The organism is Pusillimonas sp. DMV24BSW_D (assembly GCF_011388195.1).
Classification (GTDB): Bacteria; Pseudomonadota; Gammaproteobacteria; order Burkholderiales; family Burkholderiaceae_B; genus Neopusillimonas; species Neopusillimonas aestuarii.
On sequence record NZ_CP049990.1, the window covers coordinates 2,040,714 to 2,065,838 of the forward strand.

Here is a 25,125-nt window from a genome sequence, read left to right on the forward strand (position 1 = left end):
ACTCAAAGCTGCCCGGGTTCTTATTTGGCCGGTGCAGCTGCAACGGATAGGTCAAAGAGTTTTTATGGCAGAAAAAAAAGGATCCGCCGACGAGAAAGTGTTGCATTGCTCGTTTTGCAACAAAAGCCAGCATGAGGTTCGAAAGCTTATTGCGGGTCCGTCGGTGTTCATTTGCGATGAGTGTATTGACCTGTGCACCGATATCATTCGCGAGGAAACCCGGGAAGCTGCGCGCAACGCAGTGCGTAATGAGTTGCCGACGCCACAGGAAATCAAAGCGTTTCTCGATGGCTACGTCATTGGTCAGGAAATGCCCAAGCGAAGCCTGGCGGTTGCGGTTTACAACCATTACAAGCGGATCCGTTACGGTGAGGTCAAAGGCGACGATGTTGAGCTCACTAAAAGTAATATTTTACTGATCGGGCCTACGGGTTCGGGTAAAACGCTGCTGGCACAAACGCTGGCCCGCATGCTCGATGTGCCCTTTGTCATGGCTGATGCCACAACGCTAACCGAAGCTGGTTATGTGGGTGAAGACGTCGAAAACATCATTCAAAAGTTGCTTCAAAACTGCAACTACGATGTCGACAAGGCTCAGCGCGCCATTATCTACATCGATGAAATCGACAAGATCTCGCGCAAGTCCGACAATCCCTCCATTACTCGTGACGTGTCTGGGGAAGGGGTGCAGCAGGCACTGCTGAAACTCATTGAAGGTACTGTGGCTTCCGTGCCGCCGCAAGGTGGGCGCAAGCATCCGAATCAAGATTTCGTACAGGTTGACACCACCAATATCTTGTTCATTGTGGGTGGCGCCTTCGACGGCCTTGAAAAAGTTATTCGCGACCGCACCGAAAAATCCGGTATTGGTTTTTCTGCTTCCGTACGTGCCAAATCGGAACGTGGAGTAGGTGAACTCTTTGCCGAAGTTGAACCGGAAGATTTGGTTAAGTTTGGACTTATTCCTGAGCTGGTTGGGCGTTTGCCCGTTGTGGCAACGTTGGAAGAGCTTGAGGAGGGCACTCTGGTCCGTATTCTTACCGAGCCGCGCAACTCTATTATCAAGCAGTTCCAGAAATTGTTTGAAATGGAAGATGTCGAGCTTGAGGTGCGGCCTGAAGCACTTCAAGCCATCGCACTGCGGGCTCTCAAGCGGCGTACCGGCGCGCGGGGCTTGCGCTCCATTGTTGAGCAGGCTCTGCTGGGCACCATGTATGAACTCCCCTCGCAAAAAAATGTCAAAAGAGTCATACTCGACGAAAATGCGGTTGTGGGTGGCGGTGCGCCCTTGCTGATTTACGCTGAAGAGGAAGCTGAACAAACCTCCTCCAAAGACAAGAAGTCTGATTCGCCGAAACTGAAGAATGCGGCAGCTTAGGGTCTTGAAATATCGGCGTTAGTCACCACTTACAACGTATGTGCAGTACTTACAAAAGGGAGGCGCTGGCTTCCCTTTTGTTTCTGAAGCTGTTTTATTAAGGAAATGACTATGTCTGCGAGCCAGATTCTCTCCTCAGAACCCATGGATCTCCCATTGTTGCCTTTGCGCGATGTGGTGGTGTTTCCGCACATGGTGATTCCTTTGTTTGTCGGTCGTCCTCGCTCAATCAAAGCGCTGGAAATGGCGATGGAAGCCGGCAACAACATTATGCTGGTTGCGCAAAAATCCGCCGGCAAGGATGACCCCACACCTGAAGACTTGCATCAAATTGGTTGTGTTGCCAGTATTTTGCAAATGCTGAAACTGCCCGATGGCACCGTAAAAGTGCTGGTCGAGGGTTTGCAGCGTGCCAAAGTTAATTCAGTTACCGACGCAGAAACACATTTCAATTCGAATGTCCAGGTATTGCCGGCTGACGAGGGCCAGGCGGCTGAAGCGGAAGCGCTTCGCCGTGCGGTCGTTGCTCAGTTCGAGCAGTACGTTAAATTAAACAAGAAAATCCCTCAGGAAATTCTGACTTCTTTAAGCGGTATCGATGAAGCAGGCCGCTTGGCCGACACGGTTGCTGCGCATTTGCCGCTCAAGTTGGAGCAAAAACAGCAGATGCTCGAGGTGGTCAATACTACTGAGCGCCTGGAAAACCTGTTGTCACAGCTGGAGTCGGAAATTGATATTCTCCAGGTCGAAAAGCGCATTCGCGGCCGGGTGAAGAAGCAAATGGAAAAAAGCCAGCGCGACTATTATCTGAACGAGCAGGTTAAAGCGATTCAGAAAGAGCTCGGCGAAGGCGAGGATGGAGCCGATCTTGAAGAGCTTGAGAAGAAAATTCAAGCCGCACAGCTTCCGAAAGAAGCACTCAAGAAGGCTGAGTCTGAACTGAAAAAGCTTAAGCTCATGTCGCCTATGTCGGCTGAGGCGACCGTTGTGCGCAACTACATCGATACACTTATTGGTTTGCCCTGGCGCAAAAAAAGTCGAATCAACAACTCTATTACCAATGCGGAAAGCGTGCTTGATGCCGACCATTACGGCCTTGAAAAAGTGAAGGAACGTATTGTTGAGTATCTTGCCGTTCAGCAACGGGTAGATAAACTGAAAGCGCCTATTTTGTGTTTGGTCGGCCCTCCGGGCGTGGGTAAAACCTCTTTGGGTCAGTCCATTGCGCGTGCAACCAACCGCAAGTTTGTGCGCATGGCGTTGGGTGGCGTACGCGACGAGGCTGAAATTCGTGGGCACCGTCGTACCTATATTGGTTCAATGCCCGGCAAGATTCTGCAGAACATGTCCAAGGTTGCGGTGCGTAACCCCTTGTTTCTGCTTGATGAGATCGACAAAATGGGCGCTGATTTTCGCGGCGATCCATCGTCGGCGCTGCTTGAGGTCTTGGATCCGGAGCAGAACCATACATTCCAGGATCACTATATCGAAGTCGACTTCGACTTGTCCGATGTGATGTTCGTGGCTACGAGCAATACGCTGAATATTCCACCTGCGCTGCTTGATCGCATGGAAGTGATCCGGTTGTCGGGTTATACGGAAGACGAAAAAGTACACATTGCTTTCGACCACTTGTTACCCAAGCTCATGAAGAACAACGGCGTGCGTGAAGGGGAAATGGAAGTACAGGAATCTGCTGTGCGCGACATTGTTCGCTATTACACGCGCGAAGCGGGTGTTCGTGCGCTTGAGCGCGAAATCAGCAAGTTGTGTCGCAAGGTTGTGAAGCAAATGCTGGAAAAGTATCCTGAACTCACCAAATCGCGTCGCAAGTCTCAATCCCAGCAGGGCGATACGTCCATTGAGAAAGTTGTCATCACGTCGGAGAATTTAAACGACTTCCTGGGCGTTCGTCGTTTCAATTTCGGCATGGCCGAAAAAGAGAACAAGGTTGGCCAGGTCACCGGTTTGGCCTGGACGGAAGTGGGCGGCGATCTGCTGACTATCGAAGTGGCGGATATGCCGGGCAAAGGCAATGTCATTCGTACCGGCTCGTTGGGCGACGTTATGAAAGAGTCTGTTGAAACCGCACGCACTGTTGTTCGGGCAAGGGCTCAGAAATGGGGTATTTTGTCGTCGGTTTTTGAAAAGCGCGATATTCATATCCACTTTCCCGAGGGTGCAACACCCAAAGACGGCCCATCGGCGGGTATCGCGGTTACAACAGCGATGGTTTCGGCCCTTACCGGCATTCCTGTTCGGTCCGACGTCGCCATGACCGGTGAAATTACTTTGCGTGGCGAAGTATTGCCCATTGGCGGTCTGAAAGAGAAACTTTTGGCAGCACACCGGGGCGGCATCAAAACGGTTTTGATTCCCGAGGAAAACGTGAAGGATTTGCAGGATATTCCTGACAACGTTAAAAACCAGTTAGAGATTGTGCCGGTTCGCTGGATTGACCGTGTGCTTGAAGTTGCGTTGCAAGACATGCCACAAGCTTTGTCTGACGAAGAAGTGGCACGCCTTACGGCTGAGTCGATCGCCAATTCAAAGACGTCCGGTGAGTCCGGTACCGATAACGTGATCAAGCACTAATTCCATGAACTATTAGCAGTACCAGTAAACTTAGGAACTTTGCCGTATGAAAATTGCCCCGTTTTGAAAAGCGGGGCAATTTTTTTTGGCGGTCGTACTTGGTGTTTCGAAATCGAATTTGATGCGTTTGTTTTGGTATCCCACATCACTTTTCCGCTAAGCGAAAATACGAATTGTAATTTTGGCTTGCGGATTGAAGGTATTTGAGACATTCTGATTATTAAAATTAAAAATTATTAAGCTGCATTTTGCGCGCGTCTAGGAGACAACGATGTTGAAAACACTGGTATCTGGTTTATTCGTTGGCGTTTTGGCTTTTTCTGGCATTGCTCATGCCAAAGAAGTACATGAATTGCGCTTGGCGCATTATTTGCCGCCAATGCATAATATGGCGGCCAAAATCTTGCCTGAGTGGGCCGAGCGTATCGAAAAAGCTTCCGATGGCCGGCTCAAAATCACAATTTATCCTGCCGGGCAGTTGTTGGCCGTGAACGAGATTTTCGACGGCGTTCGCGGTGGTGTTGCCGATATCGGCTGGAGTATGCCGGGAGCGACGCCAGGACGTTTTCCCGCCATGTCTATCATGGAACTTCCTTTCATTTTCAAACGCGCTGAGAACGCCTCTCAGGTTGTCATGGAAGCCTTCGAAAAGGGCTATATGGACAAAGAATTTGAAGGTGTGAAAGTGTTGTATTTGCATACCCATCATGCCGGTATCGTGAATACCAAAGATGAAGTTCGGGACCTTGAAGGCTTGAAGGGGAAGCGAATTCGTTTTCCTTCACCCCCTGTGCGTTCACTGTTATCGTCACTTGGGGCCGATCCAGTAGGTGTACCGGCCCCCCAGGCTTATGAAAGCCTGGAACGTGGGGTGCTCGACGGCGTGGCATTCCCATACGACGCCATGAAAGGGTTGCGCTTGGGCGAATTGGTTAGTTACCACATCGATTTTCCGATGTATGTGCTTACGTTTTATCTGATCATGAACGAGGCCAAGTACAACAGCCTCCCGCAAGACCTTCAGATGGTTATCGACGATAACTCCGGTATGAAAGAAGCTATTGCCGTTGGCCGCGCATGGGATGCCTCAGAGGACGAAGGGCGTGCTTACGTTAAAGAACGCGGGAATGTTTTCATCACCCTCACCCCCGAACAACAGAAACTGTGGCGTGAACGGGCTGTACCCGTCATCGATGCCGGTATTCAGGAAGCCGATAAAGCGGGCTTACCGGGTAAGGAAATTTACGATATGGCGGTTCGTCGCGCAGCTGAGTTGCAAAAGCAATAGTTTATGGCGTTGAACGCAGCAGAACGTGTGTATGACGCGGTCGGCGCAATCGCTCGTTGGTTGTGTCTATTGGCCGGTGTCGTTCTTCTGGTGGTCATGGGTTTCGCTACTTGTTTCGATGTGATCGGGCGTAACTTCGGTATGGGTATTCCTGGCATCTGGGAAGCGGTAACCCTTGCGATGCGCTGGATGATTGGCTTGGCGCTACCCTTTGCTTTCTGGCAGGGTAGCCATATCACTGTTGAGCTTTTTACCGATGCGTTACCGGCCCGGTTGAAACAGTTCGTTATCGTTGCCAGCGCGTTTGTGACGCTGACTGTTGTTGCGTTATTGGCCTGGCAGATCACGATTCGCATGTTAAACGTGCGTGGGTATGGAGGGGTAACGTCTGATCTCGGCTTGCCCACCTACTTTGATTGGATTCCGCTCGCAGTGGGGCCTTTGTTGTCAGTGCCTGTTTTGCTTTGTCTTTTTTGGCGGGAGCTGGTTCGTTTGTTCTATCAAGGCCGGCGCGTAAGTGCCAATGGAAGCCCGTCATGACAGGAGATCTGGCTGTCGGTGTCTGGTGTTCGGTTGCGTTACTTGCATTAATTGCATTACGTATTCCAATTGCCGTTGCCATGATGCTTACAGCCGTAACGGGTATTTATCTTGTACAAGGTGAGTTTGCGGCGTGGTTTCAATTGGCCGGGGCCCCTATTAACGTCACTATTTATGGCCTTTCGGTTATCCCGTTGTTCATTTTAATGGGTAACCTGGCCGCCTATGCCGGGCTCAGTCGAGACTTGTTTCTTTTGGCCAGTAGGTGGGTGGGGCGGATGCCGGGAGGCCTCTGTGTTTCAACTATTCTTGCCTGTGCGGGCTTTTCCACGCTTTCGGGCTCTTCACTTGCCACTGCGGCGACAATCGGTCGGATCTCCATTGGCGAAATGCTGAATCGTGGTTATAGTCCCGCCATTTCTTCGGGCACCATTGCTGCTGGAGGTACGATTGGAATTCTTATTCCGCCTTCTGTAATGCTTGTTGTATATGGTTTGCTTACCGAGCAATCTATTCGTGAAATGTTTGCGGCAGGCATATTGCCGGGTATTTTGTTAACCCTTACGTTTGTTATTACCGTTATTGTTTGGGTCGGACTGCGCCCCGCCAGTGCGCCGCGTGCTGATCCCAATGATCCCCGGCTCGACGTTCCCAAGGCCGGCGTGCTTAGCCTGGTGGGTTTGGTGGTCATTGTGTTGGGCGGTTTGTACGCAGGGTACTTTACCGCGACAGAGTCGGCGGCTGTCGGTACGCTTGGAACATTAATTATTGCGTGGTTTCGTGGAGGGTTATCCTGGACTAATCTTGCAGGTGCGCTTTGTGAAACGGCCGGCACTTCGGCCATGATTTTTTTTATTATTATCGGCTCAGCGCTTTATGCAACGTTTCTTTCCGTAACGGGTATTTCCGGTGCATTACGGGATTTCGTCATCGGGTTGGACGTTGCGCCCATTTGGGTGCTGGCTGCTATTCTGGCAGTTTACATTGTGTTAGGGTGCTTCATGGACTCGATGGGGATGATTTTGTTAACTATCCCCGTTTTTTATCCAGTTACGGTTGCGTTGGGTATCGATCCGATACTTTTCGGTGTGTTGGTTGTAATGGTGGTTGAAGTGGGTTTAATTACGCCGCCTTTAGGCATGAACATTTTCATTGTGCGTTCAGTCGCGCCCGAGGTGCCAGTGCAAAAGATATTTTTGGGTGCGCTGCCATTTGTGCTGGCTTTTTTGGTATCAGTCGCACTCGTGACTTCCATACCCGGCCTTGCGCTTTGGTTGCCGGGTTTAATGAAGTAGTACGGTGATGGTTAAAATTTCTGTTGGTGTTTCGGCTGACAACAGTGTCAGTGCGGCGCATATTCGTGAGTTACTCGAGCTATTTAACGAGGCGCAGCAGTGCCACGAACCAATTTGTTTTGTGCCTAAAAACGCAGGTCGTTTTTTTTGCTCTGGTTTTGATCTTGCTGAGTTGATTAAACTGCCGGATCAGCAAGTGGCTGACACATTCGAGTCTTTTTTGTTGTTGACTCGCGCTGTATTTCATTCGCCCAGTCGAGTGGGTGTGGTGGCTGAGGGCCATGCCGTTGGCGTGGGTGCTATGTTGGCTTTGGCTGCTGATCGTTGTGTCATGCAGCGGCAAGCCAAGTTACGGTTCCCGGAGGTGTTGCTTGGGCTTGGCTTATTTCCCGACATTGTCGAACTTATTCGTTATCGCACGGCACCCGCCAAGGCGGAGTTGCTATTGTGTGATGCTGTTGGAATGGAGGCTGAGCGTGCGTGTCAACTTGGATTGATTTCCGGTTATCACAATGATCGCACCGAGATGGCTGAGGGGGCGTTTGAATTGAGCACAGTTGCCCCGTATGAGGCAACTGCCCACATGAAGCAGTTGTGCCGGCAGGGTTTTTTGCAATCGCCTATTGGGCCGCAACTGGATGGTTTCATGTATATGTGGACGCAAGCCGCCACGCAAAAACGTTTGCGCCAATTTGTTGAGAACGCGCCGTCAGGGCGCAGTTAAGGTAGGCTTGCCCGGACGGTTAGTATGCCGGCATTTGTAACGGTGCCGCCCCAATTTCGCCTGCCGCGGTCAGTAACTTCGGCGCCAGCTCGTTGTGCATGCGTTGTGCACTGACGGTTTTTGTTGGAACCGGCATGGCCAATGCACCGTAGGCACCCTGCCAAAGAATCGGAACAGAAACACCGCCAATTCCTTCGTGCCAGGTATTGCGTACCATGGCATAGCCTAGGCGATAGCAAGCTTCCAATGCATTTTCCAGCTCACGTACGTCTTCATGGCGATGTTCCATTTCAGTTCTTAAGCGCAGCAGGGTAGACCAGCGCTTTTGTTTCGGCATGGCCGCCAACGTCGCAATACCGGCTGCCGATACATTCATTCTCAAACGGCCACCCGTGGCCAGCCGAATGGCATGAAAATCACTTCCTTGCACAACATCAACGTAGCACATGTGCAGGCCATCCTGGATTGCCAAAGCCACGGTGTGTCCGGTTTGTTCGCTGATTCGGGCCAGATGAGGGCGAACACGGTCGCGCAGACCCATGCCTGCCAGTAGCGGATAGCCTAATGTGAGATTTTTTGGAGTTAGTTCATAGGTTCGCCCCTGATCGGAGCGTCGAAGGTAGCCCAGTTCAGTCAAGGTATGTGTTAAGCGGCTGACTGTGGATGGCGGTAAAGTGATTAGCCTGGCAAGGTCGCCGTTTCCCAATGGTTTTTCGGCGCGAGACAGGCATTCTAGAATAGCCAGCCCCCGGGCCAATGCGTCAACAAACTGCCGGTCTTTGGCTCCAGTCATTCGTTCTATCTCCTGTTTTTTGCATGGCGGAATAGTTTTTCGCGCAATCATATTAAGATTGGCTCGATTACACAAATGATGATCAATGTGCCATGGTCGCCGAGCGATCGTACATTGACTAACAGGAGACCATCATGTTGGCTGGCGATATGTTGCGCCGCTCCGCCGAGCGCTTCCCTTTTAAAACAGCTGTCATCTGGGAGGACCAGACGATTACCTATGAGGATTTGAACCGGACGGCAAATAAGTTAGCGAATGCTTTAATTTCCACCGGTATTAAAAAAGGCGAAAAAGTTGCGATGCTGTGTCGTAATCGCTTGGAGTATGCGGTTGTTTTTTTTGGTGTCGCGCGGTCGGGAGCCGTACTGGTGAACGTCTCGACTCTGTATTCACCTGACGAATTGGCTTTTGTTCTGGAAAAAGCCGATGTCACGACATTGATTTATGAGTCCCTTTTTAAAGACAAAGTGGAAGGTGTAAAAGGGCAACCACCTCTATTGAGCCGGTATGTAAGTATTGGTGGTGATACCGATGATACTGATTTGGCTGATTTTTATGCGGCAGGCGATGAAAGTTATCCCGACATTGAGCTTAAACCTGAAGATCCATTTTGCATGACATATACCGGTGGCACGACTGGGCGCCCCAAAGGTGTGCTTTGCAGTCATTTGAATCGCTACATTACGGCGCATACAGTTGCCATGGAGGAAGCGTTGGATGAGCGCGATGTCATTGGCATGGTCACACCGCTATTTCATGTTGCTGCTTTGAACATAATGTTTCAGCCTGCAGTGCTGGTGGGGGCAACAAGCGTTTTTCTAACTAAATGGAGCCCAGATGCTTTCGCGCAAATGGTGCGACAAAATCGCATGACGGCTGCGTTTATGGTGCCGACACAAATCGCTATGGTTGTGAGCGACCCAGGATTTGATGCCGGCGCCTATGAAAGCTGGCGCAAGGTGTCGTTCGCCGGTGCACCCATGCCCGATTGGGTTCAGAAGGAAATGATGCGATTGTTGCCCAATGTGGCCATGACACAAATTTACGGTCAGTCTGAAATGGGCGTGTTAACGTCGTTACGGGCTTGGTATTTGCAAGACAAGCTTGGTTCAATCGGGCGTCAGGCTTACAACGTAGACATTGCGTTGATTGATACTGAAGGACATCCGGTGCCACGAGGCCAAATTGGCGAAGTGGCATCCCGAGGCAATAATGTCATGCTTGAGTATTACAACGAACCCGAGCAAACCGCCGCCTTTTGGCGCAATGGTTGGGCGGTAACCGGCGACTTGGCCGTTATGGACGAAGATGGCTTCATTACGTTGGTTGATCGCGCCAAAGACATGATTATTTCCGGTGGGGAAAATGTGTATCCCAAGGAAATTGAGAATGCCATTTATGAACTTGACGCTGTGGCCGAGTGTGCAGTGTTTGGCATCCCTGACGATAAATGGGGTGAGATACCAATTGCGTACGTGTTGCTGAAGTCAGCTGCCTCGTTAACGGAAGAGGAAATTGTCGATCATTGTGCCCGACGTCTGGCGCGTTTCAAGCGTCCGCGGCAAGTCAAATTTGTCGAGAACTTCCCCAAAACACCGATCGGCAAAATTCAAAAGAACCTGCTGCGCGATAAGTATTGGCAAGGCAAGGAGAAAAAAATATGAACTCAGTTTATGAAAGTTATCAGCGTTTGCAGTTCGATGAACCTGCACCAGGCGTATTGCGCATTACTATGGCCAACCCAGGACGTTTGAATTCCGCCGATGCCGTCATGCATGGGGAGCTCGTGCGGGTGTGGCGTGATATTGATGCTGACCCTGATGTTTCCGTTGCCATTATCCGTGGTTCAAAGGGGGCTTTTTCGTCGGGTGGCGACCTGGACCTCGTCAAAGAGATGACGGAAGACTTTACGGTGTTATCGCGTGTGTGGAAAGAGGCAAGAGACCTGGTTTATAACGTGATTAATTGTTCCAAGCCTATTGTTTCGGCGATGGAAGGGCCGGCAGTGGGTGCGGGTTTAGTGGCCGGCTTGTTGGCTGATATCTCCATTGCCGCTAAAGATGCACGCATTATCGATGGCCACACCCGATTGGGAGTGGCCGCCGGAGACCATGCCGCTATTGTGTGGCCGTTGCTTTGTGGCATGGCCAAGGCAAAATACTATTTAATGTTGTGCGAAAGTGTCTCCGGTGAGGAGGCTGAGCGAATCGGTTTGGTGTCGCTATGTACTGATGCGTCGGAGCTGGAAGCAAAGTCGCTTGAAATTGCCACCCGTCTGGCAAACGGCTCGCCTTCCGCTTTGCGTTGGACGAAATATGCGCTGAATAATTGGTTGCGGATGGCCGGGCCTACTTTCGATACGTCGTTGGCATTGGAATTTATGGGTTTTACAGGTCCCGACGCGAAAGAGGGGTTGGCCTCGTTGAAAGCAAAGCGAAAACCTGATTTCGATCAAAATTGCCCGTTATAAATAGCTGCGAGGAAAAAGAATGTCTGATCAAAAAAAAGCTCAACTTGACGCTTCGTCTGCTGGTAATGAGGTATTACTTGAGTTCCCATCCGCGCATATTGCGATTGTGCGCTTGAATCGTCCTCATGTGCGCAATGCCCTCGATCTGGGGATTCGTAAAGAGTTGGCCGCGGTGTTCAGATCGTTGGCCGATAACGCTGAATTACGTTGCGTCATTCTCACCGGCGGTGACAAGTTTTTTGCCGCCGGGGCGGACATTGAAGATATGTCTCGGATTGATGCGGTGCAGATGTATCACCGCCATACGGAACGCTTATGGGCTGCCGTGGCCGAGTGCCCTGTTCCGGTTATTGCGGCGGTGGCGGGCTATGCTTTGGGTGGGGGCCTGGAACTTGCCATGAATGCCGATATGATTGTGTCCGCGCGTAGCGCCCGTTTCGGCCAACCCGAGGTTCGGGTGGGAATTATGCCCGGAGCCGGGGGGACGCAACGTTTAACCCGTGCAATTGGCAAGTTCCGTGCCATGTACTTGTGCATGACAGGTTATTTGATCAGTGCTGATGAAGCCTATGATATGGGCTTGGTCAGCAAAGTGGTTGACGACGCAGAACTCATGCCACATTGCCTTGAGTTAGCGCAACATTTGGCCGGTCAGCCGCCTATTGCTTTACAACAAATTAAAGAAGTGGTTTTACACGGTGCCGATGCGTCGTTGGGCGCAGCACTTGCGCTTGAACGAAAAGCGTTGCAACTATTGTTTGCCACCCAGGATAAGCAAGAAGGGATGAAAGCGTTTCTTGAGAAGCGCAAGCCCGATTACAAAGGGTTGTGAATTTTAAGCTATTGCATGGTGCGAATGAGCCCCACCGCAATGCCTTCCAGAGCGAATTCGTTGCTTGCATCGACAATAATGGGGGAGAAATCGGGATTTTCCGGAAGAAGCTGAATTTGCCCGTTTTCGCGATGTAAACGTTTAACGGTAACGTCGTCGCCCAGTCGGGCAACGACAATTTGCCCGTTACGCGCTTCGGCTGTTTTGCGAACCGCGAGCAGGTCGCCGTCGAGGATGCCGGCGTCGCGCATGCTGAGGCCCCGCACCTTAAGCAAATAGTGAGGGGTGGCCGTAAATAATGATGGTTCTACCGACAGTTCCCGTTCGACATGTTCACTGGCCAGAATAGGGCTGCCGGCGGCAACGCGCCCAACTACGGGTAGTACCAGCGGGTTGAAGAGTACGCCCGACGACAGACTGGTTTGTGATAACGCTGGTTCAGGATCGGCTTCCACTTTCAGGCGAATGCCTCGTGATGCCCCGGCAGTGAGTTCTATCGCCCCTTTTTTGGCAAGGGCCTTAAGGTGATCTTCCGCCGCGTTGGCTGACTTGAAACCCAGCTCTTTTGCAATTTCAGCACGCGTGGGGGGAAAACCCGTGCGCGCAATTTGCGCACGGATAAGATCAAGAATTTCTTGTTGGCGTGAGGTAAGTTTGATGGCCATGGAATAAGGGCTGTATTTTTATACAGCCCTTATTCTGCCCTAGCGGATATAAATTGGCAAGCTTTTACTACCCTGGCCAATATGATTTGTTTAGAGCACTTTTGCGATAGATTTCGCAACGTGATCGATGTTGCCACTATTTAATGCGGCAACGCAAATACGACCGCTACCAACCGCATAAACACCATGATCGGCGCGTAATGCTTCTACTTGCTCTTTGGTTAGGCCCGAGTAAGAAAACATGCCACGTTGCGCCAAAACAAAATCAAAGTTTTGAGTTACGCCGTGGTCTTTGAGCTTCTGCACCAATTGCGCTCGCATATCGCGAATGCGGTTACGCATGCCGCTGAGTTCCTCGACCCACAGTTGATAAAGTTCGGGGGTATTCAAGACTGTGGAAACGACCGTGCCGCCATGAGTGGGCGGGTTGGAGTAGTTGGTGCGGATGACTATTTTCAGTTGGCTAAGAACCCGGGCGCTTTCGTCTTTAGACGCGCAAAGGAGTGTTAGTGCACCGACTCGTTCGCCGTATAGCGAAAACGATTTGGAAAACGAGGAGCTGATTAGCACGGAAATATCCAAGCCCGCAAATAAACGCACAACGGAGGCGTCGTCTTCGAGGCCGTCGCCGAATCCTTGATAGGCGATATCCAGGAAAGGAACCAAGCCGGTTTCTTTAACGGTTTCGGCGATTTGCTTCCACTGTTCGGCTGAAGGATCAACCCCTGTGGGGTTGTGGCAGCATGCATGCAGTACGACGATTGTGCCTTTTGGCAGTGTCTTCAATGCCGCCAGCATGCCGTCGAAATCGAACCCGTGTGTTTCAGGGTTGTAATAAGGGTACTGGTCGACCTGGAAGCCGGCTCGCTCAAAAATACCCCGATGGTTTGCCCAACTGGGGTTGCTGATGACAACTTTGGCGTTGGGTTGAACCTGTCTTAGGAAGTCGGCACCGATTTTAAGGGCGCCTGTGCCGCCCAGGGTTTGAACGGTAAGGGCGCGCCCGGAAGCGGCCAATTCGTGGTTCTGGCCAAGTAGCAGGGTTTGGGCACCTTTGTTGTAAGGCGCCAGGCCGTCGATGGGCAGATAGGCGCGTGGCGCAGCCTGTTCAATACGTGCTTTTTCGGCTTCACGCACGGCTTTGAGCAAGGGTACACGGCCATTGTCATCGTAGTACACGCCCACACCCAGATTGACTTTTTCGGACCGGGTGTCAGTGTTGTATTGTTCGTTTAATCCTAGGATGGGATCGCGGGGAGCTAATTCAACGGATTCGAAAATTGAGGTCATATTACCTGTGATGTGTGAGGGAAGATAATTAATGAGATAATAAGGGGTTTACCCTTAGGTGTCCAGCATGGCCGTGAAAACACCGGGCTTTGTGCAGTATCCGAATAGCCCTTTTGAACTTTACCAGCCTTATCCGCCCGCCGGCGATCAGCCGGCGGCAATTGATGCTTTGGTGGAAGGAGTCGATGACGGTTTGATGTTCCAAACGCTATTGGGGGTAACGGGATCGGGCAAGACGTTTTCCATGGCCAATGTGATTGCGCGTACCGGCCGGCCGGCCCTGGTGCTGGCGCCCAACAAAACGCTTGCCGCTCAGCTTTATGCCGAGTTTCGTGAGTTCTTCCCGAAAAATGCGGTGGAGTATTTTGTGTCGTATTACGACTACTACCAACCCGAAGCTTATGTGCCCACGCGTGATTTGTTTATCGAAAAGGATTCGTCAATTAACGACCATATCGAGCAAATGCGTTTATCGGCAACCAAAAGTCTGCTGGAGCGGCGCGACACCATTATCGTTGGCTCGGTTTCCTGCATCTATGGTATCGGTAATCCCGGCGACTACCATGCGATGGTATTGACGCTGAGAACGGGTGACCGGGTGCCGCGCCAGGAGTTGCTGGCCCGGTTGGTTGCCATGCAATATGAACGTAACGACGTTGAGTTTGTGCGCGGCACGTTTCGGGCACGAGGTGAAACAATCGATGTGTTTCCTGCGGAAAACGCCGAACTGGCAGTGCGCATTACGTTGTTCGACGATGAAGTGGAAACCCTGCAATTGTTCGACCCTTTAACCGGAAAGGTGCGTCAGAAGGTTTTACGATTCACTGTGTTCCCGCGTTCGCATTACGTGACCCCACGTGAAACTGTGTTGCGCGCAATTGAAACTATTAAGGCGGAATTGCGCGAGCGCACAAAAATTTTGCTGGATGATCACAAACTGGTTGAAGCGCAACGTCTTGAACAGCGCACCCGCTTCGATCTGGAAATGTTGCAGGAACTGGGTTTCTGCAAGGGGATCGAAAATTACTCACGCCATCTTTCCGGGGCGGCACCCGGAGAGCCGCCGCCGACGTTGATCGACTACCTTCCCGACGATGCCCTGATGTTTATTGATGAAAGCCACGTCACGATCGGCCAGTTGGGTGCCATGTATAAAGGAGACCGGTCGCGTAAAGAAACCCTTGTAACGTATGGTTTTCGATTGCCGTCGGCATTGGATAATCGGCCGTTGAAAATGGAAGAATTTGAAGCGCGAATGCGTCAAACTGTTTTTGTTTCCGCAACGCCTTCGCGTTATGAACATGAGCATGCAGATAATGTTGTTGAGCAGGTTGTCAGGCCAACCGGTCTGGTGGATCCCGAGGTCGAGGTGCGACCTGCGGTAACACAGGTTGATGACCTCTTGGGCGAAATCAAGTTGCGCGTTGCCGTGCAGGAGCGGGTATTGGTTACGACGCTAACCAAGCGGATGTCCGAAGATTTAACCGATTACCTTGCTGAAAATGGTTTGAAGGTGCGTTATTTGCATTCAGATATCGATACCGTTGAGCGTGTGGAAATTATCCGTGACTTGCGCCTGGGGGTGTTTGATGTTTTGGTCGGTATTAACCTGCTGCGGGAAGGGTTGGATATTCCTGAGGTATCGCTGGTTGCAATTTTGGACGCCGACAAAGAAGGGTTCTTGCGTTCCGAACGAAGCCTTATACAGACGATCGGGCGGGCTGCCCGGAATTTGAATGGTCGTGCCATTTTGTATGCTGATCGTGTTACAGACTCGATGCGCCGTGCAATCGACGAAACGCAGCGCCGTCGCGATAAGCAACTGGCCTTCAATGAAGAGCATGGCATTGTGGCTCAAGGGGTTAACAAGGCCGTGCGCGAAATGATTGATGGTGTTGAGCAGCCCAACAAGCCGTCGCACGACGACAGTATTCCTGCTGAACTTTTAAGCGATGATCGGCTATTGGCTCGTGAGATACGCCGTTTGGAGAAGCAGATGCTTGATCATGCCCGCAACCTGGAGTTTGAACAGGCAGCCGCCGCGCGCGACGCGTTGAACCGTTTAAAAGAGCAAGTTTTGCTCAATCCAAGTTGATTTACTTATACAGTAATGTGAAAAACTTATTTGCTCCGTGTGTCTTCTGCGGTAGGCGTTAGGCTGTTGCTAAATTGCAACGATGTTGGCTCAAAAAGGCGAGAAGGGGCTACTTGTCATCCGGATGACACCTGTTTTATGCCTTTTTCCGGAATTACGATGAAAATGCAGCTCCGAGACGCTTGTTGCACTGCATTATTCCAGATCTGGCAATCTTTCTGAGTAGGTTTGGCATGTCGTGCCGCCTCGTCGCGGGATCTGATTAAACCGGACTTTGCATGATACCTTCACAACAAATCGTCTTGTGTGAAGAAAAATTTTACGCTTAAATCTATTGCCTTATTTCGGGTTTTCCCTCACAATCTCACCCATGATGACTAAGGTACTTTTTGTTTGCACAGGTAATATTTGCCGCTCGCCCAGCGCAGAAGGCGTTTTTCGTCAAATGATCGAAGAAGCGGGTCTTTCTGGTCTGGTGGGTGTTGATTCGGCTGCTACACATGGTTTTCATGTGGGTGAGTCCCCCGACGCGCGGGCTCAGGCTGCGGCACGCAAGCGTGGTTACGACATTTCTCAATGCGTTGCCCGTCAAGTCACTGCCGATGATTTCCGCGAGTTCGACTTCATTCTGGTAATGGACTGGGAAAATCTTTCCGCATTGCAGCAACAGTGCCCCCGGGTGTATCGGCACAAACTGATGCTGCTTATGCGTTTTGCTAATGAGTTCGAGGAAGCCACAATTGCCGACCCCTATTATGGCGGTCCCGATGGTTTCAACAAGGTACTCGATTACCTTGAGGATGCTTGTCAAGGTGTACTCGAAGTTGTTCGCAAGCGCGCTACCCAGTACCAGGCAGCTTAAGGCAGCCGTTTACGGGTGTTCAGGTTGTTGGGACTACGCTTATAGTCTTCTTTGAAAAGCCGGGCTTTAGCCCGGTTTTTTGTATCTGTTTAACCTAGCAATTCAGTCGGGTATTTGCTATACTTGAGTCAAATAGTCGGGAATTTATCAGTTGAGATTCATTCCTGTTGTTTGCACAGACACTGGCAAGGAAATCATATGCGTTTAACCACAAAAGGGCGCTTTGCCGTTACCGCCATGATCGACTTGGCGCTGCGTCAGCACAGCGGCCCGGTTACGTTGGCGGCAATCAGTCAAAGGCAAAACATATCGCTGTCTTACCTGGAGCAATTGTTCGGTAAGCTGCGTCGCCACGAATTGGTTGACAGTGTGCGGGGTCCGGGTGGCGGTTATTCTCTGGCTCGTTTGGCGCGTGATGTCACCGTGGCCGATATCGTATTCGCAGTCGACGAACCGCTCGACGCCACTAGCTGTGGCGGCAAGGAAGATTGCAACGTGGGTCGTACAGGGCATTCAAGCCGTTGCATGACACACGAGCTCTGGACAACGTTAAATCACAAAATGGTGGAATACCTCGATTCGGTCTCGCTGCAAGATCTGGTCGACAAGCAACGCATGCGGGCATTGCACGATGCCTCTGCAGAAAGAAACGAAAACACAGTTAAAGTTAGTAAGGTGGCGAGCGCCAAGGTCGCGCCGTCCATGCCGGTTTAATAAGGAGTTGGTTGATGTCTTCACGTCCTGTTTATTTAGATTACTCATCCACAACGCCGGTTGACCCCCGCGTTGTCGAGAAAATGGTTCCGTGGCTTTACGAGCATTACGGTAATCCTGCGTCGCGCAGCCATGCTTTCGGTTGGGAAGCGGAAGAGGCGGTGGAACAGGCGCGTGCCCAGGTTGCCGACCTGGTGAATGCCGATTCGCGTGAAATTATCTGGACATCCGGCGCAACGGAATCCATTAACCTGGCGGTGAAAGGCGCCGCGCATTTTTACGCCGAGCGCGGTAAACACATTATTACGCTGAAAACCGAGCACAAGGCTACGCTTGATACCTGTCGTGAACTTGAGCGCCAGGGTTTTGAGGTCACTTACCTCGATGTTCAAGAAAACGGTTTGCTTGATCTTGAAGTCTTCAAGCAAGCGTTGCGCCCTGATACCAGTGTGGTGTCTGTCTTAATGGTGAACAACGAAATCGGTGTTATTCAGGATATTGAAACCATTGGCGAAATTTGCCGCGAAAAAGGCATTATTTTCCATGTTGATGCCGCCCAAGCAACGGGTAAAGTGGAAATCGATCTACAAAAGCTAAAGGTAGACCTGATGTCTTTTTCGGCACATAAAACTTATGGCCCGAAAGGCATGGGTGCACTGTTTATCCGCCGTAAACCTCGTATTCGCATTTTGGCGCAAATTCATGGTGGCGGTCACGAACGGGGTTTCCGCTCAGGTACGTTGCCAACGCACCAAATCGTAGGTATGGGTGAGGCTTTCCGTTTGGCTAAACAAGAGATGGGTACAGAAAATGAACGCATTCGTGTTCTGCGCGACCGCCTGTGGAACGGGGTTTCGGAAATTGAAGAGGTGTACCTGAATGGTGATATGGAGCGACGTGTTCCGCATAACCTGAACGTGAGTTTCAACTACGTGGAAGGTGAGTCACTCATTATGGCCATCAAAGAACTGGCAGTCTCCAGTGGTTCGGCCTGTACTTCTGCGAGTCTGGAACCGTCCTATGTATTACGCGCATTAGGTCGGAACGACGAGTTGGCACACAGTTCCATTCGTTTCACCTTGGGGCGCTTTACTACTGAACAAGATGTTGATTTTGCCGTCGAACTATTGAAGGCCCGGGTTGGCAAACTGCGCGATATGTCCCCGCTGTGGGAAATGGTGCAGGAAGGGGTTGACCTGGACACGGTTCAATGGGCCGCACACTAAAGATTTAAGAGAAATACAAGGAGCACATCATGGCTTATAGCGAAAAAGTACTGGATCACTATGAAAACCCCCGCAACGTGGGTGGCTTTGAAAAAGGCGATGCCGGCGTGGGTACTGGTATGGTTGGCGCCCCTGCCTGTGGCGACGTCATGAAACTGCAAATTAAGGTGAATGAATCGGGCGTCATTGAAGACGCGCGTTTTAAAACTTATGGTTGCGGTTCGGCTATTGCTTCCAGTTCGTTGGTGACCGAATGGGTTAAAGGCAAAACGCTTGATCAGGCAATGGAAATTCGTAATACGCAAATTGCTGAAGAGCTGGCTTTGCCACCGGTGAAAATTCACTGTTCCATTCTGGCCGAAGACGCCATCAAGGCGGCTGTCCAGAATTACAAGGAAACGCATAGCAAACAGGATTAAAAATATGGGTATTACGCTTACTCCGCAAGCGGCTGATCATGTCAGCCGCTATTTGGCAAAACGTGGCAAGGGCCTGGGTTTGCGCTTGGGTGTGCGTACAACGGGTTGCTCCGGTATGGCGTACAAGCTTGAATATGTCGATGAGCCAAATGCCGATGATTCGGTTTTTGAACAGCACGGTGTAAAGGTTTTTATCGACGCGAAAAGCTTGCCGTACCTTGAGGGAACACAACTTGATTATGGTCGCGAAGGCTTGAACGAGGGGTTTAGGTTCACGAACCCCAACGAAAAGGCAACGTGCGGTTGCGGCGAATCATTTACGGTGTAGTGTGTCGTCTCAAAATTACTTCGGGTTATTCAATTTTCCGCAAACTTTCGCACTGGATACGCATTTGCTTGAAGCACGTTGGCGACAACTGGCGGGGCAAGTGCACCCCGACCGTTTCGCCAATGCCACCTCAGCAGAAAAGCGTGTCGCCATGCAGTGGGCATCGACCATTAATGAAGGGTATCGGGTGCTTAAGCAACCTTTGGCGCGCGCACGCTACTTATGCGAGCTGGCCGGATGCGATTTGCAAACCGAAAGCAACACGCGAATGGATGGGGCTTTTCTGATGCGCCAAATGGAGTGGCGCGAAGCGCTCGACGAGGCGAAGTCGGTGGCAAAGCCCGAAGCCTTTTTAGCGTTGGATACAGAGATCAAAGAGGCGATTGCAGATATGCAATGCCATGTTGCTGCGCTTATCGACGAACATGACGATTCGAATGCGGCTGCTGCGAAGGTGCGCGAATGGATGTTCCTGGATAAGCTGCTAAGCGAAATTCAGGTGGCAAAACACGAACTGGCAGACCGGAACCAATAATTATTTATGGCTTTATTGCAAATTTCCGAACCGGGCGACTCCCCGGTTCCACATCAACGTAAACTTGCTGTTGGTATCGATCTGGGTACAACGCATTCATTGGTTGGCGCGGTGCGCAGCAGTGCGCCCGAAGTACTGGCCGATGAACACGATCGCGTGTTGTTGCCATCGGTCGTGCGCTATTTGTCCAGTGGCGATGTGCAGGTAGGATACGAAGCGCGTGAACATCAGGCAAGCGATACGCGAAATACTATTGCGTCGGTGAAGCGTTTTATGGGGCGGTCTTTGGCCGAGGCTCAGGCTGAGGGTGCCGCGTACGATTTTGCCGAAGGTGACGATATGGTGCGACTGCGTACCGTGCAGGGTGATTTCAGCCCGGTTGAGGTTTCCAGCGAAATCCTTAAGTCGTTGCGGACACGTGCCGAAATGGTGCTGGGCGGTGACCTGGTTGGCGCGGTTATTACTGTGCCCGCCTATTTCGATGATGCTCAACGTCAGGCAACCCGAGACGCAGGTCGTTTGGCTGGTCTGACTGTGTTGCGTTTGTTGAATGAGCCCACGGCTGCCGCAATTGCCTATGGCCTTGATCACGCGGCTGAAGGGGTTTATGCGGTTTACGATTTGGGCGGCGGCACTTTCGATATTTCTATTCTGCGTTTAAGCAAAGGCGTGTTTGAGGTTGTTGCGACAGGCGGTGATACCCAGCTTGGCGGTGATGATTTCGACACTGAAATTGTTAAGCAGGTTGTTCAATCGCATTCGCTAAAGCTAGATCGCAAGGAAGACGTCCGTGCTTTGTATGTGGCGGCCCGGGCGGCGCGCGAAGCGCTGACCGATGCCGATGAAACTGTGTTCAGCGCCCAAGTAGGGGCCGATACAGTGGAAATGAAGCTGGGTCGCGATCAATTCGAGTCCTGGGCGCAGCCACTTGTCAGTCGGACTCTTGACCGTGCGCGCAAAACGCTGCGTGATGCAGATCTTGAAATAACTGACGTAAAAGGCGTGGTCATGGTGGGTGGCGCTACGCGCATGCCTGTCATTCAGCGCGAAGTAGGAAAACTGTTTGGTTCCGACCCGTTGAACGATCTCGATCCCGATCAGGTGGTGGCTTTGGGCGCAGCCTTGCAAGCCAACTTGCTGGTGGGCAATCGTGCGCCGGGTGAAGACTGGCTCTTGCTCGACGTCACGCCCCTGTCGCTGGGTCTGGAGACCATGGGCGGGTTGGTTGAGCGTGTCATTCCGCGTAACAGCACCATTCCGGTGGCGCGTGCTCAAGAATTCACGACCTTTAAAGATGGCCAAACAGCCATGAGTATCCACGTTGTTCAGGGTGAGCGTGATCTGGTGTCCGACTGTCGTTCGCTGGCGCGTTTTGAATTAAGAGACATTCCGCCCATGGTTGCCGGTGCCGCACGCATTCAGGTTACGTTCCAGGTCGACGCCGATGGTCTATTGAATGTTAGCGCGCGTGAGGAAAGCACGGGTGCCGAAGCCAGCGTCTCGGTGAAGCCTTCTTATGGTTTATCCGATGACGAAGTTGCCCGCATGCTAAGTGAGGGAATGAGTCATGCGTCGGAAGATGCACAGGCACGTGCCTTGCGTGAGCAGCAGGTTGAGTTAAGCCAGTTGCTGGAGTCGGTGCAGTCTGCACTGGAGTCAGACGGCGACCTTCTTGATAACGATGAGCGTGCGCAGGTGGATGACGTCATGCAAGTTGGCTGGGCGGTGCTGAAAGAAGGTAACGCCACTGCCGATGCGGTGCGCCAGACGGTTGAACGTCTTTCACAGGCTACCGACTCGTTTGCCGCCCGAAGAATGGATCGCAGTATTCGCCGCGCATTGTCGGGTCGCAGTCTTGATGAAGTCTCCAAGCCATAACTTAGAAGTATTATGCCGAAAATTACAGTTTTGCCTCACCCCGAAGTTTGTCCGGAAGGCGCGGTTATAGAGAACGCACCCTCGGGTGAATCCATTTGTCGGGTGCTACTCGATAACCATGTCGAAATTGAACATGCCTGCGAATTGTCGTGCGCCTGTACTACGTGTCACGTGATTGTGCGTGAGGGGTTTGATTCCCTGGACGAGGCGACGGATAACGAGGAAGATTATTTAGACCGCGCGTGGGGATTAACGCCCACTTCACGGCTTTCCTGCCAGGCGAAAATTGCCGACGAAGACTTAACGGTTGAAATCCCCAAGTATTCAATTAATCATGCAAAGGAAAACCATTAAGCAGCGCTTTGCGTGCTGCTTAATGGTAAGTTGATTATTTAATCTTCGCGTCGTAAATGCGGAAATAAAAGCACGTCGCGAATACTGTGGCTGTCGGTAAGCAACATCATTAAACGGTCAATTCCGATACCACAACCGCCCGTGGGTGGCATACCGTATTCAAGCGCTCGAATGTAGTCGGCGTCGTAATACATGGCTTCCTCGTCGCCGGCGTCTTTGGCTTCAACTTGGGCATGAAAACGGGCCGCCTGATCTTCAGGGTCGTTCAATTCTGAAAACCCGTTAGCCATTTCACGACCTGTAATGAACAGCTCGAAGCGCTCGGTAATTCCGGGGTGATTATCTGAGGCCCGTGCCAGCGGCGACACCTCAACAGGATAGTCCACAATAAAAGTTGGATTCCAAAGCTGCGCTTCGGCCGTTTCTTCGAATAAAGCCAATTGCAAGGCGCCGATGCCGGCTTGCTTCAGTGGTGGGGCGTCAACGTCAACACGCAACTTTTTAAGTTCGGCGCGCAGGAAGTTGATATCTTCAAGCTGTACCTGGGTGTATTGGGGGCAGTACTTTTGTATGGCTTGAATAATTGTGAGACGATCGAAAGGCGCGGCCAGGTCAAGCTCCTGATCTTGATAAGTAAACGTGGCGCTACCCGTTGCAGCAATCGCCGCCTGGCGAATCAGCGATTCAGTGAAATCCATCAACCAGTGGTAATTGGTATAGGCCGCATAGAATTCCATCATGGTGAATTCGGGGTTATGCCGCGGGCTGACGCCTTCATTACGGAAATTCCGGTTCAGCTCGAATACGCGCTCAAAGCCGCCCACAATTAAGCGCTTCAAATAAAGCTCGGGGGCAATGCGCAAATACATTTCCATGTCGAGCGCATTATGGTGTGTCACGAAAGGTTTAGCTGTCGCGCCGCCGGGAATAGGGTGCAGCATGGGCGTTTCCACTTCCATGAAACCGGCGTCGAGCATGTACTGACGAATGCGGCCAATCGCTTTGCTACGTGCCATAAACGTGTGGCGCGTTTGTTCGTTCATGATCAGGTCGACATAACGCTGACGATAACGCAGCTCCTGATCGGTTACGCCGTGGAATTTGTCGGGTAAGGGGCGCAGTGATTTGGCCAACATGCGAATGCCGGCGGCTCGTACCGATAACTCACCTTTGTTGGTTTTGAAAAGCGTGCCCTCGACGCCGATGATGTCACCGATATCCCAGGTTTTGAACGACTCATAGGCCTCGTCGCCCACGCCGTTTTTGTCCAGGTAGATCTGGATCCGGCCGCTGCCGTCTTGTAATGTGGCGAAGCTGGCTTTGCCCATGACGCGTTTAAGCATAATACGGCCCGCTACTTTAGCGGGCTGCGCGAGCGCTTCCAGAGCGGGTTTGTCATGGTCGTGATACGCGGCCTGCAGGTCGGCGGCTTTATCGTCGGGTGCGAAGTCATTGGGAAAGGCTACGCCGTCTTCACGCAGCCGCGCAAGTTTTTGGCGACGTTCTGCAATAAGGTGATTTTCTTCGGCAACAGGCGCAGCAGGATCGGAGGAATGGGTCATAACTTTCGTGGAAAGATTAGGTATGTAAACAGCAGGGCGATGTTAGGTAGTGGGAGCGGCGGCTGTGACCGCCGCCGGGCCTCGTTAGCGAAACAGGTGCTAAACCCCTTGCTTCAGGCTGGCTTGAATAAAAGGGTCCAGGTCGCCGTCGAGTACTTTTTGCGTGTTTGAAATTTCGACACTGGTGCGCAAGTCTTTGATGCGGCTTTGGTCCAGCACGTAAGAGCGAATTTGGTGCCCCCAGCCCACGTCGGTTTTGGCGTCTTCCATTTTTTGCTGTTCGGCCATGCGCTGGCGCATTTCCAGTTCATACAGGCGCGATTTCAGCATTTGCATGGCTTCGGCACGGTTGCGGTGTTGCGAGCGATCATTCTGGCATTGCACGACAATACCGGTGGGTATGTGGGTAAGGCGAACGGCCGAGTCGGTCTTGTTAATGTGTTGGCCGCCGGCGCCGCTGGCGCGGTAGGTGTCAACACGTAGATCGGCCGGATTAACGTCGATTTCAATTGAGTCGTCGACCTCGGGATAGACAAAGACGCTGGCGAAAGAAGTATGGCGCCCGTTGGACGAGTCGAACGGGCTTTTACGCACAAGTCTGTGCACACCCGACTCCGTGCGCAGAAAGCCGAAGGCGTAGTCGCCTTCCACCTTGATGGTGGCTGACTTGATACCGGCGACTTCGCCGGGCGACTCTTCCAGGACTTCAGTTTTGAATTCTTTGCGTTCACAATAACGTAAGTATTGGCGCAACAGCATGGAGGCCCAGTCTTGCGCTTCGGTTCCACCTGCGCCGGCCTGGATATCAATGAAACAGTTCAGCGGATCTGCCGGGTTGTTAAACATGCGTCGGAACTCAAGCTCTTCCAGACGCTCGCCCAAAGCATTGCAATCGGCTTCGATCGCTTGCAGGGTTTCTGTGTCGTCGTCGGCACTGGCCAATTCAAAAAGTTCTTTGGCTTCGTTCAGGCCGGTTTCCAGATCAGATAATGTTTGAACGACGATTTCCAGACTTTTCTTTTCGCGACCCAGATCCTGGGCATGTTTGGGGTCGTTCCATACGTCGGGGCTTTCAAGCTCGGCGTTTACCACTTGCAGACGTTCAGATTTGCCGGCGAAGTCAAAGATACCCCCGTAGCGCATGTTGCCGCTGGGTATAGTCGTCTATACGAGCCAAAAGCTGGTTTTGTTGTTCCACTTCCATAAATATTCCTGAAATCAGCATGTTTTACGATAACTTAGCATTTTAACGTACTTGTAAACACGCACTCATGCCCCATTT

At 51.6% G+C, this 25,125-nt stretch carries 23 protein-coding genes; 18 read left to right on the top strand and 5 right to left on the bottom strand.

All coding sequences use genetic code 11. From position 1 onward, the window contains the following. The first annotated feature begins 64 nt into the window (after positions 1–64). The 6 genes from clpX to G9Q38_RS09955 all read left to right on the top strand — a co-directional run bounded on the left by clpX (position 65) and on the right by G9Q38_RS09955 (position 7,820). Positions 65–1,378 (top strand): ATP-dependent Clp protease ATP-binding subunit ClpX, encoded by a 1,314-nt coding sequence (clpX, locus tag G9Q38_RS09930; protein WP_114420666.1) that lies wholly within the window; start codon positions 65–67, stop codon positions 1,376–1,378. 111 nt (positions 1,379–1,489) lie between these two features. Next, the gene (gene lon / locus G9Q38_RS09935) at positions 1,490–3,973 is read left to right on the top strand and encodes an endopeptidase La (protein WP_166130482.1); all 2,484 of its coding nucleotides are present in this window, start codon (positions 1,490–1,492) and stop codon (positions 3,971–3,973) included. A gap of 271 nt (positions 3,974–4,244) precedes the next feature. Next, positions 4,245–5,261, top strand: coding sequence for a TRAP transporter substrate-binding protein (locus G9Q38_RS09940; protein ID WP_166130484.1), 1,017 nt, complete (start codon positions 4,245–4,247; stop codon positions 5,259–5,261). A 3-nt stretch (positions 5,262–5,264) separates the two neighbouring features. Further along, entirely contained in the window at positions 5,265–5,801 is a 537-nt protein-coding gene (locus G9Q38_RS09945) for a TRAP transporter small permease (RefSeq protein ID WP_166130487.1), read from the top strand. Continuing rightward, entirely contained in the window at positions 5,798–7,096 is a 1,299-nt protein-coding gene (locus tag G9Q38_RS09950; RefSeq protein WP_166130490.1) for a TRAP transporter large permease, read from the top strand. Before G9Q38_RS09945 ends, G9Q38_RS09950 begins: the two co-directional genes overlap by 4 nt. A 7-nt stretch (positions 7,097–7,103) precedes the next feature. Continuing rightward, positions 7,104–7,820, top strand: coding sequence for an enoyl-CoA hydratase/isomerase family protein (locus G9Q38_RS09955; RefSeq protein WP_166130493.1), 717 nt, complete (start codon positions 7,104–7,106; stop codon positions 7,818–7,820). A gap of 19 nt (positions 7,821–7,839) precedes the next feature. Here G9Q38_RS09955 and G9Q38_RS09960 read toward each other — a convergent pair whose 3' ends face one another. Continuing rightward, complete coding sequence (locus tag G9Q38_RS09960) at positions 7,840–8,613, bottom strand: IclR family transcriptional regulator (RefSeq protein WP_166130495.1); 774 nt, start codon at positions 8,611–8,613, stop codon at positions 7,840–7,842. Positions 8,614–8,747: 134 nt separating this feature from the next. Here G9Q38_RS09960 and G9Q38_RS09965 point away from each other — a divergent pair, with 134 nt between their 5' ends. Genes G9Q38_RS09965 through G9Q38_RS09975 form a run of 3 tightly spaced genes read left to right on the top strand, consistent with a single transcriptional unit; the run spans position 8,748 to position 11,915 of the window. Then, positions 8,748–10,277 carry a class I adenylate-forming enzyme family protein gene (locus G9Q38_RS09965; RefSeq protein WP_166130497.1) on the top strand — a complete coding sequence of 510 codons (1,530 nt, stop codon included), beginning with the start codon at positions 8,748–8,750 and terminating at the stop codon, positions 10,275–10,277. Further along, positions 10,274–11,083: an enoyl-CoA hydratase/isomerase family protein gene (locus tag G9Q38_RS09970; protein ID WP_166130500.1), complete on the top strand. Its 810-nt coding sequence runs from the start codon at positions 10,274–10,276 to the stop codon at positions 11,081–11,083. Before G9Q38_RS09965 ends, G9Q38_RS09970 begins: the two co-directional genes overlap by 4 nt. 19 nt (positions 11,084–11,102) lie before the next feature. Continuing rightward, on the top strand, positions 11,103–11,915 hold the full coding sequence (locus G9Q38_RS09975; RefSeq protein WP_166130502.1) for an enoyl-CoA hydratase-related protein: 813 nt from the start codon (positions 11,103–11,105) through the stop codon (positions 11,913–11,915). Positions 11,916–11,923: 8 nt separating this feature from the next. On the opposite strand, the gene lexA is transcribed toward G9Q38_RS09975, so the two are convergent. Both lexA and G9Q38_RS09985 read right to left on the bottom strand, forming a co-directional pair. After that, positions 11,924–12,580, bottom strand: a complete 657-nt coding sequence (gene lexA, locus G9Q38_RS09980) for a transcriptional repressor LexA (protein ID WP_166130505.1) — start codon at positions 12,578–12,580, stop codon at positions 11,924–11,926. A gap of 90 nt (positions 12,581–12,670) precedes the next feature. Then, on the bottom strand, positions 12,671–13,870 hold the full coding sequence (locus G9Q38_RS09985) for an amino acid aminotransferase (protein ID WP_166130507.1): 1,200 nt from the start codon (positions 13,868–13,870) through the stop codon (positions 12,671–12,673). 73 nt (positions 13,871–13,943) lie between these two features. On the opposite strand from G9Q38_RS09985, the gene uvrB reads away from it, so the two are divergent. From uvrB to fdx, 9 genes are all read left to right on the top strand, one after another. Beyond that, positions 13,944–15,965: an excinuclease ABC subunit UvrB gene (uvrB, locus tag G9Q38_RS09990; protein ID WP_166132374.1), complete on the top strand. Its 2,022-nt coding sequence runs from the start codon at positions 13,944–13,946 to the stop codon at positions 15,963–15,965. 370 nt (positions 15,966–16,335) lie between these two features. Further along, on the top strand, positions 16,336–16,827 hold the full coding sequence (locus tag G9Q38_RS09995) for a low molecular weight protein-tyrosine-phosphatase (RefSeq protein WP_114420679.1): 492 nt from the start codon (positions 16,336–16,338) through the stop codon (positions 16,825–16,827). A 198-nt stretch (positions 16,828–17,025) separates the two neighbouring features. Further along, complete coding sequence (iscR, locus tag G9Q38_RS10000; protein ID WP_114420680.1) at positions 17,026–17,541, top strand: Fe-S cluster assembly transcriptional regulator IscR; 516 nt, start codon at positions 17,026–17,028, stop codon at positions 17,539–17,541. Positions 17,542–17,555: 14 nt separating this feature from the next. Next, a complete protein-coding gene (locus tag G9Q38_RS10005; protein ID WP_166130510.1) occupies positions 17,556–18,767 on the top strand; it encodes an IscS subfamily cysteine desulfurase in 1,212 nt (403 codons plus the stop codon). A 29-nt stretch (positions 18,768–18,796) separates the two neighbouring features. After that, complete coding sequence (gene iscU, locus G9Q38_RS10010; RefSeq protein ID WP_114420682.1) at positions 18,797–19,186, top strand: Fe-S cluster assembly scaffold IscU; 390 nt, start codon at positions 18,797–18,799, stop codon at positions 19,184–19,186. A 4-nt stretch (positions 19,187–19,190) separates the two neighbouring features. Next, entirely contained in the window at positions 19,191–19,514 is a 324-nt protein-coding gene (gene iscA, locus G9Q38_RS10015) for an iron-sulfur cluster assembly protein IscA (protein ID WP_166130512.1), read from the top strand. Position 19,515: 1 nt separating this feature from the next. Further along, the gene (hscB, locus tag G9Q38_RS10020) at positions 19,516–20,049 is read left to right on the top strand and encodes a Fe-S protein assembly co-chaperone HscB (protein WP_166130515.1); all 534 of its coding nucleotides are present in this window, start codon (positions 19,516–19,518) and stop codon (positions 20,047–20,049) included. Positions 20,050–20,055: 6 nt separating this feature from the next. Beyond that, a complete protein-coding gene (gene hscA, locus G9Q38_RS10025) occupies positions 20,056–21,927 on the top strand; it encodes a Fe-S protein assembly chaperone HscA (protein ID WP_166130517.1) in 1,872 nt (623 codons plus the stop codon). Between the two features lie 12 nt (positions 21,928–21,939). Then, positions 21,940–22,281: an ISC system 2Fe-2S type ferredoxin gene (gene fdx / locus G9Q38_RS10030; protein ID WP_114420686.1), complete on the top strand. Its 342-nt coding sequence runs from the start codon at positions 21,940–21,942 to the stop codon at positions 22,279–22,281. Between the two features lie 38 nt (positions 22,282–22,319). Here fdx and lysS read toward each other — a convergent pair whose 3' ends face one another. Further along, positions 22,320–23,843 carry a lysine--tRNA ligase gene (gene lysS / locus G9Q38_RS10035; protein WP_166130520.1) on the bottom strand — a complete coding sequence of 508 codons (1,524 nt, stop codon included), beginning with the start codon at positions 23,841–23,843 and terminating at the stop codon, positions 22,320–22,322. Positions 23,844–23,942: 99 nt separating this feature from the next. After that, positions 23,943–25,047 (bottom strand): peptide chain release factor 2 gene (prfB, locus tag G9Q38_RS10040; RefSeq protein WP_166130522.1). Its coding sequence is split into 2 segments (ribosomal slippage): positions 23,943–24,965 and positions 24,967–25,047, totalling 1,104 coding nucleotides; the frame shifts between segments, so codons are not numbered across the junction. Positions 25,048–25,125 lie beyond the last annotated feature (78 nt).

Excerpts from the sequence above, each read along its gene's own strand:
- clpX (WP_114420666.1), top strand. The coding sequence starts at position 65 with ATGGCAGAAAAAAAAGGATCCGCCGACGAGAAAGTGTTGCATTGCTCG.
- lon (WP_166130482.1), top strand. The coding sequence starts at position 1,490 with ATGTCTGCGAGCCAGATTCTCTCCTCAGAACCCATGGATCTCCCATTG.
- G9Q38_RS09940 (WP_166130484.1), top strand. The coding sequence starts at position 4,245 with ATGTTGAAAACACTGGTATCTGGTTTATTCGTTGGCGTTTTGGCTTTT.
- G9Q38_RS09945 (WP_166130487.1), top strand. The coding sequence starts at position 5,265 with ATGGCGTTGAACGCAGCAGAACGTGTGTATGACGCGGTCGGCGCAATC.
- G9Q38_RS09950 (WP_166130490.1), top strand. The coding sequence starts at position 5,798 with ATGACAGGAGATCTGGCTGTCGGTGTCTGGTGTTCGGTTGCGTTACTT.
- G9Q38_RS09955 (WP_166130493.1), top strand. The coding sequence starts at position 7,104 with ATGGTTAAAATTTCTGTTGGTGTTTCGGCTGACAACAGTGTCAGTGCG.
- G9Q38_RS09960 (WP_166130495.1), bottom strand. The coding sequence starts at position 8,613 with ATGACTGGAGCCAAAGACCGGCAGTTTGTTGACGCATTGGCCCGGGGG.
- G9Q38_RS09965 (WP_166130497.1), top strand. The coding sequence starts at position 8,748 with ATGTTGGCTGGCGATATGTTGCGCCGCTCCGCCGAGCGCTTCCCTTTT.
- G9Q38_RS09970 (WP_166130500.1), top strand. The coding sequence starts at position 10,274 with ATGAACTCAGTTTATGAAAGTTATCAGCGTTTGCAGTTCGATGAACCT.
- G9Q38_RS09975 (WP_166130502.1), top strand. The coding sequence starts at position 11,103 with ATGTCTGATCAAAAAAAAGCTCAACTTGACGCTTCGTCTGCTGGTAAT.
- lexA (WP_166130505.1), bottom strand. The coding sequence starts at position 12,580 with ATGGCCATCAAACTTACCTCACGCCAACAAGAAATTCTTGATCTTATC.
- G9Q38_RS09985 (WP_166130507.1), bottom strand. The coding sequence starts at position 13,870 with ATGACCTCAATTTTCGAATCCGTTGAATTAGCTCCCCGCGATCCCATC.
- G9Q38_RS09995 (WP_114420679.1), top strand. The coding sequence starts at position 16,336 with ATGATGACTAAGGTACTTTTTGTTTGCACAGGTAATATTTGCCGCTCG.
- iscR (WP_114420680.1), top strand. The coding sequence starts at position 17,026 with ATGCGTTTAACCACAAAAGGGCGCTTTGCCGTTACCGCCATGATCGAC.
- G9Q38_RS10005 (WP_166130510.1), top strand. The coding sequence starts at position 17,556 with ATGTCTTCACGTCCTGTTTATTTAGATTACTCATCCACAACGCCGGTT.
- iscU (WP_114420682.1), top strand. The coding sequence starts at position 18,797 with ATGGCTTATAGCGAAAAAGTACTGGATCACTATGAAAACCCCCGCAAC.
- iscA (WP_166130512.1), top strand. The coding sequence starts at position 19,191 with ATGGGTATTACGCTTACTCCGCAAGCGGCTGATCATGTCAGCCGCTAT.
- hscA (WP_166130517.1), top strand. The coding sequence starts at position 20,056 with ATGGCTTTATTGCAAATTTCCGAACCGGGCGACTCCCCGGTTCCACAT.
- fdx (WP_114420686.1), top strand. The coding sequence starts at position 21,940 with ATGCCGAAAATTACAGTTTTGCCTCACCCCGAAGTTTGTCCGGAAGGC.
- lysS (WP_166130520.1), bottom strand. The coding sequence starts at position 23,843 with ATGACCCATTCCTCCGATCCTGCTGCGCCTGTTGCCGAAGAAAATCAC.